Origin of the sequence: Tepidimonas sp. HKU78 (assembly GCF_049860815.1) — a bacterium.
Classification (GTDB): domain Bacteria; phylum Pseudomonadota; class Gammaproteobacteria; order Burkholderiales; family Burkholderiaceae_C; genus Tepidimonas.
Window position 1 is genome coordinate 2,701,274 of record NZ_CP187547.1, and the last position, 15,906, is coordinate 2,717,179.

The 15,906-nt window shown below is 61.3% G+C and carries 14 protein-coding genes and 1 pseudogene; 1 reads left to right on the forward strand and 14 read right to left on the reverse strand.

The features are described from left to right. Positions 1–73: 73 nt before the first annotated feature. From ACPYIS_RS13295 to istA (ACPYIS_RS13360), 14 genes and pseudogenes are all read right to left on the reverse strand, one after another. A complete protein-coding gene (locus tag ACPYIS_RS13295; RefSeq protein WP_425973689.1) occupies positions 74–1,777 on the reverse strand; it encodes a nitric oxide reductase activation protein NorD in 1,704 nt (567 codons plus the stop codon). Continuing rightward, positions 1,774–2,580, reverse strand: a complete 807-nt coding sequence (locus tag ACPYIS_RS13300) for a CbbQ/NirQ/NorQ/GpvN family protein (RefSeq protein WP_144326801.1) — start codon at positions 2,578–2,580, stop codon at positions 1,774–1,776. The genes ACPYIS_RS13295 and ACPYIS_RS13300 overlap by 4 nt, the downstream gene beginning before the upstream one ends. A gap of 48 nt (positions 2,581–2,628) precedes the next feature. Beyond that, on the reverse strand, positions 2,629–3,666 hold the full coding sequence (locus ACPYIS_RS13305) for an aliphatic amidase (protein ID WP_144326802.1): 1,038 nt from the start codon (positions 3,664–3,666) through the stop codon (positions 2,629–2,631). A 24-nt stretch (positions 3,667–3,690) separates the two neighbouring features. Beyond that, complete coding sequence (gene urtE / locus ACPYIS_RS13310) at positions 3,691–4,380, reverse strand: urea ABC transporter ATP-binding subunit UrtE (RefSeq protein ID WP_144326803.1); 690 nt, start codon at positions 4,378–4,380, stop codon at positions 3,691–3,693. 11 nt (positions 4,381–4,391) lie between these two features. After that, the gene (gene urtD / locus ACPYIS_RS13315) at positions 4,392–5,144 is read right to left on the reverse strand and encodes an urea ABC transporter ATP-binding protein UrtD (protein WP_144326816.1); all 753 of its coding nucleotides are present in this window, start codon (positions 5,142–5,144) and stop codon (positions 4,392–4,394) included. A 44-nt stretch (positions 5,145–5,188) separates the two neighbouring features. Next, positions 5,189–6,238 (reverse strand): urea ABC transporter permease subunit UrtC, encoded by a 1,050-nt coding sequence (gene urtC / locus ACPYIS_RS13320; protein ID WP_425973690.1) that lies wholly within the window; start codon positions 6,236–6,238, stop codon positions 5,189–5,191. A gap of 2 nt (positions 6,239–6,240) precedes the next feature. Beyond that, positions 6,241–7,143, reverse strand: a complete 903-nt coding sequence (gene urtB / locus ACPYIS_RS13325; protein WP_425973691.1) for an urea ABC transporter permease subunit UrtB — start codon at positions 7,141–7,143, stop codon at positions 6,241–6,243. A gap of 69 nt (positions 7,144–7,212) precedes the next feature. Next, a complete protein-coding gene (gene urtA, locus ACPYIS_RS13330) occupies positions 7,213–8,397 on the reverse strand; it encodes an urea ABC transporter substrate-binding protein (RefSeq protein ID WP_425973693.1) in 1,185 nt (394 codons plus the stop codon). Positions 8,398–8,822: 425 nt separating this feature from the next. Further along, positions 8,823–9,238: pseudogene (locus tag ACPYIS_RS13335) on the reverse strand (integrase core domain-containing protein); the annotation flags it as partial. A gap of 39 nt (positions 9,239–9,277) precedes the next feature. After that, positions 9,278–10,365 (reverse strand): IS3 family transposase gene (locus ACPYIS_RS13340; RefSeq protein ID WP_425973695.1). Its coding sequence is split into 2 segments (ribosomal slippage): positions 9,278–10,104 and positions 10,104–10,365, totalling 1,089 coding nucleotides; the frame shifts between segments, so codons are not numbered across the junction. Between the two features lie 289 nt (positions 10,366–10,654). Further along, positions 10,655–11,392 (reverse strand): IS21-like element helper ATPase IstB, encoded by a 738-nt coding sequence (istB, locus tag ACPYIS_RS13345; protein WP_425973697.1) that lies wholly within the window; start codon positions 11,390–11,392, stop codon positions 10,655–10,657. Between the two features lie 28 nt (positions 11,393–11,420). Continuing rightward, positions 11,421–12,917 carry an IS21 family transposase gene (gene istA, locus ACPYIS_RS13350; protein ID WP_425974125.1) on the reverse strand — a complete coding sequence of 499 codons (1,497 nt, stop codon included), beginning with the start codon at positions 12,915–12,917 and terminating at the stop codon, positions 11,421–11,423. A 60-nt stretch (positions 12,918–12,977) separates the two neighbouring features. Further along, positions 12,978–13,766: an IS21-like element helper ATPase IstB gene (gene istB, locus ACPYIS_RS13355; RefSeq protein ID WP_211669398.1), complete on the reverse strand. Its 789-nt coding sequence runs from the start codon at positions 13,764–13,766 to the stop codon at positions 12,978–12,980. Then, positions 13,766–14,986, reverse strand: coding sequence for an IS21 family transposase (gene istA, locus ACPYIS_RS13360; protein WP_211669397.1), 1,221 nt, complete (start codon positions 14,984–14,986; stop codon positions 13,766–13,768). Before istA (ACPYIS_RS13360) ends, istB (ACPYIS_RS13355) begins: the two co-directional genes overlap by 1 nt. Positions 14,987–15,106: 120 nt before the next feature. On the opposite strand from istA (ACPYIS_RS13360), the gene ACPYIS_RS13365 reads away from it, so the two are divergent. Next, on the forward strand, positions 15,107–15,889 hold the full coding sequence (locus tag ACPYIS_RS13365) for a hypothetical protein (RefSeq protein ID WP_425973698.1): 783 nt from the start codon (positions 15,107–15,109) through the stop codon (positions 15,887–15,889). Positions 15,890–15,906: the final 17 nt, after the last annotated feature.

Below are 15,906 nucleotides of genomic sequence, written 5' to 3' on the forward strand. Positions count from 1 at the left end.
GGATAGAGGAAGAGTGTTGATAGGCATGGCGGAACCGATGAACATCAGGTTATGCGGGTGTGAGGTGAAGCTTTCATCCTGCTGCCAGCCTCACAAAAGCACGTTGTAACTGTACTGGAAGCTGGCTTACGTCTGCTGCAATTCCATAGTTGCGCCAACCAAAAATACGACGCACGTATCGGTCGGCTGCGGGGTCAACCGCTAGACAAAAAGTGCGGATGCCCGCTCGGTTGGCTTGCTGGACTGCTATGCGGGCGTCTTCAACCAAATAGTCAGGGTCAAACACATCAATGTCCGAAGGTGCGCCATCAGTGACGACCAGCAGTCCTCGATGCCGTCCTGGCTGTGCCTGCAGATGAACAGTGGCTTGCCGCACTGCAGCGCCAAGTCGTGTTGAGTGACGCGCGGGAACCGAAGCCAGACGCTCGCGGGCGTCGCCGTCGAGTGTGTCCTCCCAATCAAGCAGGCGGTAGTAGCTCACCTCAGACCTGGTGTTGGAGTTAAAACCGTGGATGGCCACGCTGTCAGCCGTTTGAATAGTGACCTCGACAAGCATAAAAGCCGCTTGTTTCTCGACATCCAGCATTGTTAAGCCATGCATGCCCGAGGGCTCGTTTGTTGACTCGGAAAGGTCAAGCAGCACGAGGATGCGGGTAGTGCCCGTCTCACGCCCGGGGCGCATGAACAAGCGAGGCTCTGGCTCCAAACCCAGACGACGGTCTACCAGGACCTCAATGGCGGCATTGAGGTCAATGTCCTCTCCTTCCCATTGCCTACGCAAGCGTTGTCGGCGGCTAAGGCGACGAACGCGGTGCAACGAAACGGGGCTAAAAGTATGGTGCAGCAGCGGACGACCCACCGAGAGGTTGGCCGAAGTTGTGGCGGGGACCTTCTCGACCACAGTACACCAGTCGCGTCGCCACAAACCAAGGTGATGATGCCACTCGGGGTGGAGGGTTCGACTCAGTTCAAGCTCGGCCTGAGGTGTGACTTCTTGCGTGGCACTGCTTGAAAAGGATTCAGATGCATTGGCACGCGCTGGCGTGGAACGAGGGGTGGATAGCGTCTGCTGTTCGTCCCGCGCATCCTCCTCGTGATGCCAAAGGATGCTGTTGTCGTCCCGGTAAGGGGATGGAACCACATAGTGCTGTGGGTCAAACCGAACGCGCATCTGACCAAGGTCATTGGCCAGAATGGATGCGACTGACCGAAACGCACGAGCGTCTTCGAGGCCAAAACTTCTTTGTGTTTCCTCAAACAGCCGACGAGCCTTGTTGACCCAATGGTTATCGTCAACATAGTCGGGGTCGGCCAGCGAGCGGTCCATGCGTGCCATGAACGCCTCAAAGCTGAGATTGTCGCGGTCTGGCACCTTGGCCAGATTCTTGAGGAACCAATTCTTTGTCCCGGGGTATCGCCGGGCCAGCAAGCGCTCAACGCGAGCGTCCTCGACGGCAGACACCACGACCTGACTCATCGGCTTGAGCAGACGCCCGGGCTGCTTCAGTGGGGAAAAAAGAAGATGGGCCACGGCATGCGCAACAGTGGCTCGGTAGAGCTCTGCGGCGGGAACGAGTGCCTCCTCAGCGGACCGCCGACTTATCACCAATTGTGATTCGGTAATGATGGTACGGCTGGCTCGCGATGCCGCGCTGTTTTCGCCTACCGTGATTGGACTCCCCAGGAGACCAGAGCCCAGCCATGAGAGCGAAGGCAGAAGCCCATCTATCAGGTCAACGTCCTGGTTGCCCAGGCCTTGGAGATGGTCCACCTTCATCCGAACTGCGCCTGAACAAAGTTTCGCAGGGTTTGAGCCATATCCGGGTCGTCTGTCAGAGCTTGCACCAGCGTCATCTCGCAGCTCTGCGTGGGTGTGAGCCCATCGCGCACCAACGTACCTGCGTAAATGAGAACGCGTGTGGAAGCGCCCTCGTCCAGACCTCGCTGTTTGAGTGCCCTGGTGCACTGCGCGATGGTCACCAACTGCCTCGCCAGCTCCACGTCGATACCAGCTTCTCTCGCCACAATGGCAACTTCCGTGTCGGCATCGGGGTAGTCAAACTCTATGGCTGCGAAGCGCTGACGCGTAGACGCCTTCATGTCCTTTGCACTGCTCTGGTAGCCGGGGTTATACGATACCACCAGTTGGAAGTCCGGGTGGGCATGGATGACCTCCCCCTTCTTGTCCAATGGCAGGATTCGACGCGCGTCGGTGAGCGGATGTATGACGACAGTGGTGTCCTGGCGCGCCTCAACCACTTCGTCCAGATAACAAATGCCCCCATAGCGCACGGCTAGGGTCAGTGGCCCATCGTGCCACGCGGTCCCGTGCGCGTCCAACAAGTAGCGGCCAACCAGGTCCGAGGCGGTCATGTCCTCGTTGCAGGCCACGGTCACCAGCGGTCGCTGGAGCTTCCAGGCCATGTATTCGACAAACCGCGTCTTGCCGCAACCCGTGGGCCCCTTAAGCATCAGCGGCATCCGATGCCGATACGCCCTCTCATAGCACTCGATTTCCAGCCCTGAGGGCTGATAGAAAGGCTCAGTCTTGATGAGATAGTCGTTCAGAGGTGACTGCATGAAAAGGGGTCCTTGGGTGCGAAGCAAGACGCGTTTAAAGAAGCAAGCTCAGCGGTGCTTGGTCTCTTCGTTCGGGATGCCGTCCATCGGGCATTCGGCAGTTCCAACCGTCGTACGCGTGAACGACTCGACCATCTCTCGCGTCGCTTCCGGGTCGTTTACCCAGTTGACGTAGAAGTTGTAAGGACAGGCGGCAACGCCTTTGTCGCCATCGCCAGAGTTGATGAGGCCCGTGTATCCGCGGTGTACAAGCTTGAACAGGTGGTTCTGCGATTGACCGTTCTTGCGAAAGTCCCGGATGAGGCTCTTGGACAACTCAGCGTACTGGATACCCATTTCCTCTTCCCCGCACTCGCCCAATGTGCGGCCGTCAAAGCCAATCAAGGCCGAGTGACCGAAATAGGAGTAGACGCCGTCAAAGCCCGTCGCGTTGGCTACCGCCACATAGCAGTTGTTCATGAAAGCCATCGTCTTGGCCACCATGATTTGTTGCTCCTTGGCCGGGTACATGTAGCCTTGGCATCGAACAATGAGCTCTGCTCCGCGCATGGCGCAATCACGCCAGATTTCGGGGTAGTTGCCGTCATCGCAGATGATGAGACTGACCTTCATCCCCTTGGGACCTTCGCTCACGTAGGTGCAGTCGCCCGGGTACCAACCCTCGATGGGCACCCAAGGCATGATTTTCCGGTACTTCTGAACAATCTCACCTTTGTTGTTCATCAGGATGAGCGTGTTGTACGGGGCCTTGTTGGGGTGTTCCTCATGACGCTCGCCGGTGAGCGAGAAGACGCCCCAGACATTGGCGCGGCGACAGGCGTCAGCGAAGATTTCGGTCTCTTCGCCTGGGATGGTGGAGGCGGTCTCGTACATCTCCTTGGAGTCGTACATGATTCCGTGTGTGGAGTACTCGGGAAATATCACGAGGTCCATACCGGGCAGCCCCTTCTTCATACCCACAATCATGTCGCCAATCTTGCGGGCGTTCGCCAGTACCTCCGCCTTGGTATGAAGTCTGGGCATCTTGTAGTTAACGACGGCTACGCCGACGCAGTCATTGCTGCTGGAAATGTCACCATGTCGCATGAGGGTCTCCTTGGGGGGGTTACGTCAAACAGTCAGGAAGGCCTTGACCTTTTCCTGATTCAGGATGGCACGAGGTTCTTCGTGCACGATGCGCCCACGCTCGATGACCAGGAATCGGTCAGCCAAGTCGAGGGCAAAACTGAGAACTTGCTCCGAAAACACGATGGCAAAGCCGCGTTCCTGGCGGAGCACATTGAGGGTCTGGGCCAGTTCTTTGATGATGGAAGGCTGAATTCCCTCGGTGGGTTCATCAAGAATCAACACCTTAGGTTCGGAAATCAGGGCCCGTGCAATGGCCAGCATTTGCTGTTGCCCACCCGAGAGGTTGCCCGCCTTGCGATGCTTCATCTCTTTGAGGACAGGGAAGAAGTGGTGGATGTAATCGGGTACCTTGCGATGCCCCGAGTGCTCAGCGCCGGAGAGGATGTTCTGTTCCACCGTCAGGAACGGAAATACCATCCGACCCTGAGGAACAAAGGCCAAACCATGTTGTACGCGGCGATGACTTGGCAGCCCGGTGAGTGGGTGACCGTCAAGTTGAATGTCTCCAGAGCGAGTCGGCAACAAGCCAATCAGAGACTTGAGCAAGGTTGTCTTGCCCATTCCGTTACGCCCCATGATGGCCACCGACTCGCGCGGATTCACCTGGAATGAAATATCGCGAATCACGTGAGATTCACCGTAGTACGTGTTCAACTGTGAAACGTCCAACATAAAGTGCTTCCTCAGTGACCGAGATAGACATCGATGACGCGTGGGTCAGCCTGCACCTGTTCGGCGCTTCCCTCGCTGAGCAATTTGCCTTGATGCAGGACCGTGACCCGGTGAGCGATACGTTTGACAAAGTCCATGTCGTGCTCAATGACCACGACGGAACGGCCTTTGGCTATCCTGCTCAGCAGGTCTCCTGTCTGTTCGCGCTCTTTGGGACTCATCCCCGCCACTGGCTCATCAAGCAAGAGCAGTGTGGGTTCCTGCATCAGCAGCATGCCAATTTCCAACCACTGCTTCTGTCCATGGCTGAGCTGGCCAGCACGGTGACCGAGTCGCTCGGTCAGGAAGATTTCCTCGGCCATGGCCTGAATGCGTTGCACTATGGCCGCGCTGCGCCTAAACATCAGGGACTGGAACAGTCCGTGCATGCGTGGCAGCGAAATCTCCAGATTCTCGAAGACGGTCAGGTCTTCATAAACCGAGGGCGTCTGGAACTTGCGTCCGACGCCAGCGCGCACGATTTGGTGCTCGTCCATGCGAGTAAGGTCTCGACCTTCAAACAGCACACTGCCTGAGGTGGGCCTTGTCTTGCCGCAAATAATGTCCAGCAGCGTTGTCTTGCCAGCGCCGTTGGGGCCAATAATGACGCGCAACTCGTTGCGTTCGACGCTCAGGCTGAGGTCGTTGACAGCCTTGAAGCCGTCGAATGACACGGTCAGGTTCTCGACCTGTAGCACTTTGTCTCGGATTCTTGTGGAGGTCATAGAAGACAACATGTTGGGAGGAACAGGTAGGGCAAACTGGGTGTTCATCCCGCACTCCTAGGGCTACGACGGACCGACATCCACTGGTCTTTCAAGCCGGCCAGGCCGTTGGGCATGGCCCACACCACCAGAATGAATACGGTGCCAAGGAAGTACAACCAGACTTCGGGAAAAGTCTCCGACAGATACGACTTGAGAAAGCCGATGAGCAGCGCACCGACCACGGCACCGGGAATCGACAAACGACCACCAACAGCGGCGTAGATGACCATCTCAACCGAGGCAACCACGCCGATTACGCTGGGTGAGATGAGTCCAACCTGCAAGGTAAAGAACGCCCCGCCCACGGAGGCCAGCACAGCACCGCAGGCGAACACAAAAGCCTTCATGTGCGCGGTGTCATAGCCACTAAAGCGCACCCGGTCCTCCCGGTCTCGGATGGCAATCAGAACTTTGCCGAATCGCGTCCGAACCAGGGCCAATGAGAGGAACATGGCGACTGAAAGGACAGCAACTTCAACGAAGTAAAGGGTGCGCAACGACTCATCGCTCAAGATGTCCTTGCCCAACAAGGTGCGAAAGCCGGTAATGCCGTTGGCACCACCAGTGTACCCTTGCTGTCCCACCACAACCACGGTGAGGGTGAGCGCCAGGGACAGCGTCACGATTGCGAAGTACACCCCGCTGACCCGACGACGGAAGATGGCGTAGGAGAACAGGTAGGCGATGACTGCTGGCAGCACCAAGATGCCCAGTAGCGTCCAGCCTAATGAGCGAAATGGCGTCCACCAAAGGGGCAGCGTCTCCACACTGCTCCAGACCATGAAATCAGGCAGTTCTGGAGCGGAGGCTTCCAACTTCAGGAACATGGCCATCATGTATCCACCCATGCCAAAGAAGACGCCTTGCCCGAGGCTGAGAATGCCTCCATAGCCCCAAGTAAGTACGATTCCGATGGCCACGAAAGCCAGCGCCAGGTACTTGCCAATGAGGTTCAGACGAAATGGGTCAAGCAACAGGGGCAACGCTATGACCAGCAAGGCTACCAGTGCAATGGCGCTGGCGAAGTCGATTCGATGTGTTTGGGAGGACATGCTCAGTTCCTGGAACGCACTGCAAACAGGCCGTTGGGTCGGAAGTACAGGACCAGAATCACTAGCAACAAAATGGTGGCCTTGGCCATGGAGCCGCTCACGAGGAACTCCAGCCAGGTCTGACCCTGCGCGATGGTCAGTGCTGAAAGCGCTGTGCCAACAAGGCTCTGTACGCCACCAAAGACGACCACGATGAAGGAGTCGACGATGTAGAGCTGACCTGTGCCTGGGTTGGTCGAACCAATCATCGTGAACACGCAGCCGGCGATACCAGCCAGGCCCGACCCCAGTGCGAAAGTCAGTGCATCAACGCGGTTCGTGTCAATCCCGACGGCACCGGCTATTGCCCGGTTCTGCGTTACAGCGCGCACCTTCATGCCCCATCGAGTGCGGTAGAGCAGCATGTACACCCCGACGGCGACAGCCGCTGTCAGGCCCAAAATGAAGATACGATTGATGGGCAGTTGAATGCCCTCGGCCGGCTCCCAGGCGCCTGCGAGCCAGACTGGCAATGGAACGCTGACCTCTTGCGCGCCAAATATGCTGCGGTAGGTTTGCTGCAGGATGAGGCTCAATCCCCATGTGGCAAGCAGCGTATCAAGAGGTCGGTTGTAGAAGAAGCGGATGAATCCGCGTTCCAGAAGGTAGCCAAATGCGAAAGTCACGCAGAAGGCAAACGGAATGGCAACGAACAAATACACGCCCATCCAGTTCGGAGCCCAGTGCTCGAATGCAAGCGCTGCGAGGTAGGTCATGTAGGCGCCCAGCGCCATCAGTTCGCCGTGGGCCATGTTGATGACGCCCATCAGGCCGAACACGATGGCGAGACCGATGGCCATCAGCAGCAGGATGCTAAAGAGGCTCACGCCGTTGAAGGCCTGCATCACAGCAATGTCAAATCCCATTGACCGACTCCTGATTTGTTGAAATCGACCGGCCCCCTCGGGGACCGGTCGGCCTCCTGTTCCGAGACTTCAAATCTTGGGGAACGGGTTGGGCTCAATCAGGGACGGCGATTCCCACACGATGTCGAACTGGCCGTCGGCGCGTGCGCGACCCACTCGCACTTTCTTCCACACATGGTGGTTCGTTGCGTGGACACGCACCGTGCCTTCGGGGGCCTCAAGTTCAAGACCGCCGGAAGCGGCAATGACTTTGTCAACATCGAAAGACTTGGCTTTCTCTACGGCCATCTTCCAGAGGTACACGCTGTTGTAGGCCACTTGCATCGGGTCACCGATGACACGGTCCTGGCCATATTTGGCCTTGAAGGCCTTCACGAACTTTTCATTCGCTGGTGATTGAATGCTTTGGAAATACCCCATGCAGGCGTAGTAGCCTGCGGCATTGTCTTTGCCGATGCCTTCCACTTCGTTCTCGGACACCACGGTCGAAAGCAGCGTTTGCTTGTAGCCGTCGAGTCCTGCAGCCCGCAGTTGCTTGTAGAAGGCGACGTTGGACCCACCAACCACGGTGCTGTAGATGCAGTCCGGCTTTGCCGCCTTGATTTTGTTGATGATGGACGAGAACTCGGTGTGGCCCAGGGGGGCGTATTCTTCCCCAAGGACCTTGCCGCCAGCCTTGGCGATGGTCGGCTTCGCAATCTTGTTGCAAGTGCGTGGATAGATGTAGTCAGACCCCACCAGGAAAAAGCTCTTGCCCTTTTCTCTGGCCATCCACTCGACGGCTGCAATCACGGACTGCGTAGCCTCTTGAGACGTGTAGATGACGTGCTTGTCTTGCTCTAGGCCCTCGTAGTAGGTCGGGTAGTAGAGCAGCCCGTTTGCTCGACGGAGGGCAGGCAGGACGGCCTTGCGCGAGGCAGAGGTATAGCAACCAATGATGGCGGCTACTTTGTCACGCTCGAGCAGTTTGCGAGCCTTCTCGGCAAACACGGCGTTATCGCTGGCCCCGTCCTCCACCACAACCTCAATCTTGCGGCCCAACACGCCGCCGGAAGCGTTGATTTCGTCGATAGCCATCTTCTCGGTATCGACCAAGGACGCCTCGGCAATCGCAATCGTTCCCGACAGGGAATGCAGCAGACCCAGTTTCACAGTTGCTTGCGCTGATGCGATTGAGGGCAAGCCCCCAGCAGCGCCCAGAATCAGCATTGACCCTCCGGTCTTCACGATATCTCGACGATTCATCTCACTCATAGCCATGTCTCCTTGTGGTGGTAGTACGGATTGAGAACCTGCCACCTCGAGGTGGCCGACATGAAGTCAGTCACATTCACACCGTCGCACAAGACACGCTCAGGGCTCCGCAAGCGGATGCAGGTAGTAGCCTGTCCGAGACCCATGAGAGCGAAATGAACAAAAAGAGCCCGAACCGGTTCAAACCGGTTCGGGCTCTTTTGCCCAACACCTAACTGGCAGCACTGGCAGTCGGCGTCGATGAATGTATGACAACTTCTTGTCAGAGCAAATCATCATCGTTTGTCAATGATGACGCCATAGGAGATGTACTAGCTTGACAAGCAGGTTTTCGTGTGCTATTCGCGCGATGCAAAGCTGGACATCCCAAAAGCTTCGGTCGCGGGTGAACTGCCCCGGCTTTCGAGGAGGCCGGTTGCTGTGAGTCAGGCCGGCATGGCCTGACTGGCGAGTTGCCGCCAGTAGTTTGCCTCGGCCTCGGCCGGCGGGATGTAGCCGATGGGCTTGAGCAACCGGTGGTGGTTGAACCACGCGACCCACTCGAGGGTGGCCAGCTCGACGGCCTCGCGCGTCTTCCACGGCCCATGCCGGTGAATCAGCTCGGTTTTGTACAGGCCGTTGATCGTCTCGGCCAGCGCGTTGTCGTAGCTGTCGCCGCGCGAGCCGACCGACGGCTCGATGCCGGCTTCGGCAAGCCGCTCGGTGTACCGGATGGACACGTATTGCGACCCGCGGTCCGAGTGATGCACGAGAGCGTCGTCGCGCTCGGGCCGACGTGCGTACAGCGCCTGCTCCAGCGCGTCGAGCTACGCAAGTCGGTGTGCATCGAACCGCTGACGCGCGGTAATCCCCCCGAAATCCAGCGCTCCGAGAAGTAGAGCTATGCGGCCATGGCCAGCCGCTGTTTTGGGGTGATGCCGCCCAAGGCCATGTTCGGGCGCTCGTGGTTGTAGCGCCACATCCATTGCGTGGCAAACTCGCGGACCTCATCAAGATCGCACCAATGGTACTGCGACAGCCACTCATAGCGCACAGTCCTGTTGAAGCGCTCCACGTAGGCGTTCTGTTGGGGCTTGCCGGGCTGGATGTGCTCGATGTGGATACCGCGGGCACTGGCCCAGTTCAGCAGCGCGGCGCTGATGTACTCCGGCCCGTTGTCGCAGCGAATGACTTGCGGCTTGCCGCGCCAGGCCATGATCTGCTGCAGCGTGCGCATCACACGATGCGAGGGCAGTGAGAGGTCCACTTCGATGCCCAGAGCCTCGCGGTTGAAGTCGTCGATCACGTTGAGCAGCCGGATGCTGCGTCCGTCTTGCAGCTGGTCGTGCATGAAGTCCATCGACCAGACTTCGTTGATGGCCTGCGGCACACTCAGCGGCTCGGGCTTGTCGCGCACCAGCCGCTTGCGCGGCTTGATGCGCAGGTTGAGCTCCAGTTGCCGGTATATCCGGTACACCCGCTTGTGGTTCCAGGCAAAGCCTTTGACGTTGCGCAGGTACAGGAAACACAGCCCCAAGCCCCAGGTGCGGTTATTGTCGGTCAGCCGCAGCAGCCACTGGGCGATCTCCTCGTCTTCGGTGTCGCGCCGGGCCTCGTAGCGGTAGCAGGCCTGGCTGATCCGAAAGGCTTGACAAGCCGCCCGGATCGACAGCCCGCGCTGCTGCACGGCTCGTTGTGCCATCTCGCGCCGGCGAGATGGCTTCACCACTTTTTTGCAAGAGCCTCCGCCACGACCTCGGCCTTGAGCTTTTCCTCGACGTACATCTTGCGCAGCCGCCGGTTCTCCTCCTCCAACTCCTTCATGCGCGCCATGAGCGAGGCGTCCATGCCGCCGTACTTGGCCCGCCACTTGTAGAAGGTCGCCGAGCTGATGCCCAGTTCGCGGCACAGATCGGGCACGCTCAGACCAGCCTCCGCCCGCTTGAGCGCGTCGATGATCTGGCTGTCAGTGAAACGCGATTTCTTCATGGTAGAGATTCTCCTTCGAGACTCTCTACTTCTCAGCGCACTGGTTTTGCGGGGGGATTACCCTTCCACCTGTACCTGGCCGAAGTTTGCTACCGGTTCAATCACCGGCACGAGAACCTGCAACCCTTGCTGTACATGCGCATTCCACTGATGGCGGACAGTGATTCCATTGCCATCGCGGACAGCGTTCCAAACGATAGCGGACACGCTGCGCGGGTGTCCTGAGTGACGCTCAAATCGTAGCCGAAGTGTCCGCCATCAGCGTGGAATGGCACTCGGCACGGCCGGCTCAGGTGGCCTTGGCGAGCTTGCGCATCGACTCCCCCTTGAGGGCTATCTTGTGCGAACCGTGCACGATGCGGTCCAGGATGGCGTCGGCCAACGTGGGTTCATCCAGCCAGGCGTGCCAGGCCGGCAGCGGCAACTGGCTCGTGATGAGCGTCGAGCGCGTGCCCACCCGGTCGTCCAAGAGTTCGAGCAAATCGTTTCGCTCGTGCGCGGCAATCGGCGCAATGCCGAAGTCGTCCAGGATGAGCAGGTCCAGCCGGGCCAGTTGCGCCAGGCGCTTGCCAAAGCTGCCGTCGCCATGGGCCATGTGAAGTTCTTCCAGGAGTCGGGGAGCCCTGGTGTAGAGGACGGAGAACCCCAGGCGTGCCGCCTGCTGCCCCAGCGCACACGCCAGCCACGTCTTGCCGCAGCCCGTGGCTCCGGTGATGAGCACGTTGTGCCCATGGCGCAGCCAATCCCCGCCGGCGAGGCTCGCAATGACCTCCCGGCTCAGGCCCCGGCTGGCGCGCCAGTCGATGTCGGCCAGGCAGGCGCTGGAGACCTTCAGGCGGGCCGCCTTCAGCAGTCGCTCCAGGCGTTTGCTGTCACGCCAGTCCACCTCGCGCTGCACCAGCAGCGCCAGGCGCTGTTCAAAGGGCAGTTCGCTGGCTGCGATGTGGGTGGCCGCGTCACTCAGAGCGGCCACCATGCCGTCCAGGCGCAGGGCGCGCAGTTGGTTGAGGGTCTGTTCGTTGAGCATCGGGTGTTCCTTCGGTCTTGGCACTGTCTCAGTGGTAGTAGCCCGGCCCGCGCACGTTCTCGTGCAGCGGCAGGCTCGCCTGTGCGGCCATCGGCGCATCCAGCGGCCGCTGGTCCAGGCCGCAGTTCAGGATGGAGGCGATGCTCCTGTAGGACGGCGAGCGAATCGACTGCGCCCGCGCACAGGCCGCCTCCAGCCGCTCGGCCCCGTACTGCCGCCCCAGACGCATCAGTCCCAGACAGGCGCGGTAGCCCTGTTCGGGGTGGGCGCGGTGCTCCATCTGCCAGCGCACCACGGCGGCGGTGGCCGAGCCGATGCGCTCGCCCCAGGCGATGAGCTTGGCTGGCGTCCACTGCAGGTGTGCCCGGTGCGAGGCCGGCATGTGCTCAGCAGCCGTGGTGTGCGCGCCTTTGCGCCCATTGAGCGCGTGGGCGGCCACCCGCTTGTGGCCGTGCAGGACTTCCACGGTGGTGGCGGTGATGCGCAACTCCACCACCTCGCCCACCAGGGCGTGGGGCACCGAGTAGTAGTGGCCGTCGAGCTCGACGTGGTAATCGATGTTGACCCGGGCGGCCTTGAACCGTGCAATCGCCATGCGCGCCGCCGGCAGAGGGCGCAGGGCCGGCCGGTCGAGCTCGGCAAAGGCGCTGGCACGGTTGCCCGGCAGCTTCTTGAACGGGCGTTGGTTCAAGTCCACCAGCAAGCCGGCAATCGAGCGGTTGAGCTCGGCCAGGCTGAAGAAGGTCTGGTGGCGCAGCCGCGCCAGAATCCAGCGCTCGACCACCTGCACGGCGACCTCGACCTTGGGCTTGTCGCGGGGTTTGGCCGGGCGTGCGGGCATGACCGCGACACCGTAGTGTGCACACAGCTCATCGAGCAGGCGGTGTGCGGTGGGCTCGTAGCGGTCGGCACGGGTCATCAAGGCGCGCGGCTGGTCGGGCACCAGCAGGCGAGGCACGCCACCGATGAACTCCAGCGCCCCCATGATGCTGGCTACCCAGTCGGCGGCCTTCTGGCTGGCGGTGGCACAGGCGTAGGTGTAGTTCGATGCGCCCAGCACGGCCACGAAGACCTGGGCTTGGCGTATCTCGCCAGTGTCGGCATCGACGATGGGCACCGTCTGGCCGGCGTAGTCCACGAAGAGTTTGTCGCCGGCCATGTGGGTCTGGCGCATGGAGCGCTTCAACCCCCGGGCCCAGACCTTGTACTTCTCGCAAAAGGCGCTGTACTTGTACGCCTGACCGCTGTGCTGTTGCTGGTACTCCTCCCACAGCAGTTGCAGGGTGACGCCGGGGCGGCGCAGTTCGCGATGGATGTGGGCATGGTCGGGTTCGAGGTGCCGGGACGCGCGCGCCACGGGTGGCTTGTAGAGTCGGGCTTGCAATTCCTCGTCGCTCAGGCTCTGGGCCAGCGCCCAGTCCACGCCGGCGGCGCGCGCGTAACTGGCGATGTCGTTGACGGTGGACTTGGAGATGCCAAGCGCCGCGCCGATTTGGCGGGTGCTCAGGGCCCCGCCGTGCAGCAGTTGTCAAGCGACACGAAGATTTGACCCCCTGACGACATCTGGAATTGACCCCCGGGTTAATCAACTCTCTGACGTGATCGGGGTGGGGGCAGCGGCCTTGTGCAGAAGGCCGCTGCGGCGCTTGTCGCGCAGCCGATAGCTGTCGCCCCGGATCGTGATGACCTGGCTGTGGTGCAGCAGCCGATCGAGGATGGCGGTGGCGGCGACCGCGTCGCCAAACACCTGCCCCCATTCGCCAACCGGCCGGTTGCTGGTGATCAGCATGCTGGCCCGCTCATAGCGCCGCGACACGAGCTGGAAGAACAGGTGCGCGGCCGCCGGCTCAAGTGGCAGGTAGCCCAGTTCATCGATGATCAGCAGCTTGGGCTTGGAGAGCTGCAACAGCTTCTCCTCGAGCCGGCCATCGGCGTGCGCCTTCGTCAGCCCGGCCATCAGCGCCGCCGCCGAGGTAAAGAGCACCGTGTAGCCGCGATCCACCGCTTCGCGCCCGAGGGCAATCGCCAGGTGCGTCTTGCCCACGCCGGGCGGGCCGAGCAGCAACAAGGCCTGACCGTGGCCGATCCAGCGCCCGGTGGCCAGATCCCGGATCTGCCCCGGATCGATCGAGGGCTGGGCGTCGAAGTCGAAGCCGTCGAGCGTGCGCACGCACGGGAAGCGGGCGAGCTTCATGCCCATCTGGATGCGCCGCGTGTCGCGCCGGGCGACCTCGCGCTCAGCCAGGAACAGCAGCGCCTCGCGCAGCGTCATCTGCGCCCGGCCGGCTTCGTCGAGCAGGCTGTCGAGCTGATCGCGAATTGCCGTCAGCCGCAGCCGGGTGAGCAGTTCGTCGAGTCGGTCGGTATCGATCATCACCAGCCTCCTCCGACGAGCGCTTCGTATTCGGCCAACGGACGCAGCAGCGCATCGGTGGGCGGCGGCACTTCGATTGCGGCCGGCGGCGGTGACCCACCCAGCAGATGGCTACGCTCGATGCTGCGCCCGCGACTGCCGCGCAGCTGCGCGTGGCGGGCCACTTCCTCACCGGCGTACTCGACCACCACCGTGTCGGCGCTGACGATGACTGTCACCGTCTCGCCGATCAAGCGCCACGGCACGCTGTAGGCGTTGGTGTCCAGTTCGATGCAGCCCTCGGCATTGACCCGGCGCACGAGCTCGCGCACCTGCAGGAAGGGGGCGATGCCGGCGATCGGGCGCAGATGCGCACGCTCCAACTCGAAGCGCTCAGCGGGCGTGACGCCCGTCGTGCCGTGGATGCGCACATCGGCCACCTCGCGCTGCCAGCGCGCCAGGTGCGCCTGCATCGCCGCCCAGCTCTCGAAGGCGTGACCGGCGATGGCGTTGTTCTTCACGTAGCCCACGCCGTTCTCGGTCTTGCCCTTGGTGCGGGCGCGAAACGGCGCGCACGCCCGGGCTGCGATGTCCCAGTGGCGGCAGAACGCCTCAAAGCGGCTGTTGAGCCGAACCTGGCGCGTGGGCGTGTCGTGCTTGTCGACCAGTGCCTTGGCATTGTCGATGAGGAGCGTCTGCGGCCGTCCGCCGAAGTGGGCGAACGCCGCCTCGATGCCAGCGAACCAGGCGCTTTGGCGCTCGTGGCGGAATGCGCAGGCAAACCCCTTGCGTGAGTAGCCCAGTGTGGCCACAAAGAGGAACACCCGTACCGACTCGCCGCCGATCATCACGCGCGTCTGCCCAAAGTCGATCTGCATTTGCTCACCCGGCGCGGTCTCGAAGCGGATCGTCGCACGGCGACTCGCTTCGAGTTCCTGGCGGAACCCTCGGCACGCGCGCTCGACCGTGCGCAGGCTCGTGTCGATCCCAAGCTCCTTGCTCAACTGCTGACGCACCACGTCGCAGTTACCCCGGTGCTGCAGGAAGCGCTCCCGCAGCCATGCTTCATGACCGACCAAAACGCCGGTGCGCTGTGGCCGCTTATACGGCACCGGCCCACCCGCGTTCAGATACCGCCGCACCGTGTTGCGCGCGACGCCCAACGTCCTGGCGATCCGCTTCGCGCCCCACCCCGACTGCCCCAAGCGAACGATCGTCGTGATCGCTTCCGGCTCCAACATCTCCTGCACTCCGCAAACCACACGGCGCACAGGATCTACCTCAATGTGCTTCGTTTCCAACGATGGCCTCCTTGCGAACGAGGGGGTCAGTTCCTCGTGTCGCTAGGGGGTCAATTTACGGTGTCGCCTGACACCGGGCTCGGTGTCGCCCGCCATCGCCGCTGCTGGGTTTTTTTTGTTCCACCCCTTTCTCTATGGGGTGCGAGCGGCGTGCTCGCGACCGAAGAAAGGGGTGTCCAATATGCCATTTCACATCACGAAACACAGCGGGAATGCGGCAGTGGGCGCAAGGGGGGAGTCATGGGCCGCCTGAAAACCCTCCTTTTGCCCCTGCTCACCGCGGCGGCAGCCGCGGCCCATGCTGGCGTGTACTGCAGCGGCTACACCGCGCAGCTTTCCGTTGCCACCCCGGTGCCCGCCGACATCGTGGGTCGGCCCGGCGGTGTGGCGGTCTGGATTATGTCGCCGGATGAGCAGTACGGCGCTTATTTGTCACAGGACGGGCGCTGGATTTATGACCGCACGCCGCAGTACGGCGACTACCGCCCCGCCCTTTCCATGCCGGCCAGCGTGACGGTGTCGGCGTGTGTGCCGGACTTTGCTCGCATCGACGAATACGGCGAAGTCGGCTGTGCCCAGGCCACCTATGGCACTGCGGGCTGGCACGTGTGGATAGCGCCGGGCGGGCTGACTGCGCAGGCCGAAGCCCGCGTGGACAGCACGCAGCAACGCATGGCCGACATCAATGCATCGCTTGTGGCCCAGGGGCGCCAGCCGCGCCCTTTTGACCGGCAGCGCTGGATCGAGGCGGAGGTCTTGAAAAACGGGCGCAACAACGCCCGCGCGGTGCTGACCGTGCCGGCCATCGATTGCTCGCCGCCTGACACCGGGGGTGGTGATTGACTTTGGAGGAGCAGGAC

Coding starts and splice junctions, on each gene's coding strand:
- urtD (WP_144326816.1), bottom strand. CDS start 5,144: ATGACCTCCACAAGAATCCGAGACAAAGTGCTACAGGTCGAGAACCTG.
- urtA (WP_425973693.1), bottom strand. CDS start 8,397: ATGAGTGAGATGAATCGTCGAGATATCGTGAAGACCGGAGGGTCAATG.
- urtB (WP_425973691.1), bottom strand. CDS start 7,143: ATGGGATTTGACATTGCTGTGATGCAGGCCTTCAACGGCGTGAGCCTC.
- urtE (WP_144326803.1), bottom strand. CDS start 4,380: ATGTTGGACGTTTCACAGTTGAACACGTACTACGGTGAATCTCACGTG.
- urtC (WP_425973690.1), bottom strand. CDS start 6,238: ATGTCCTCCCAAACACATCGAATCGACTTCGCCAGCGCCATTGCACTG.
- istA (WP_211669397.1), bottom strand. CDS start 14,986: ATGTTGGAGCCGGAAGCGATCACGACGATCGTTCGCTTGGGGCAGTCG.
- ACPYIS_RS13305 (WP_144326802.1), bottom strand. CDS start 3,666: ATGCGACATGGTGACATTTCCAGCAGCAATGACTGCGTCGGCGTAGCC.
- ACPYIS_RS13295 (WP_425973689.1), bottom strand. CDS start 1,777: ATGAAGGTGGACCATCTCCAAGGCCTGGGCAACCAGGACGTTGACCTG.
- ACPYIS_RS13300 (WP_144326801.1), bottom strand. CDS start 2,580: ATGCAGTCACCTCTGAACGACTATCTCATCAAGACTGAGCCTTTCTAT.
- istB (WP_211669398.1), bottom strand. CDS start 13,766: ATGATCGATACCGACCGACTCGACGAACTGCTCACCCGGCTGCGGCTG.
- istB (WP_425973697.1), bottom strand. CDS start 11,392: ATGCTCAACGAACAGACCCTCAACCAACTGCGCGCCCTGCGCCTGGAC.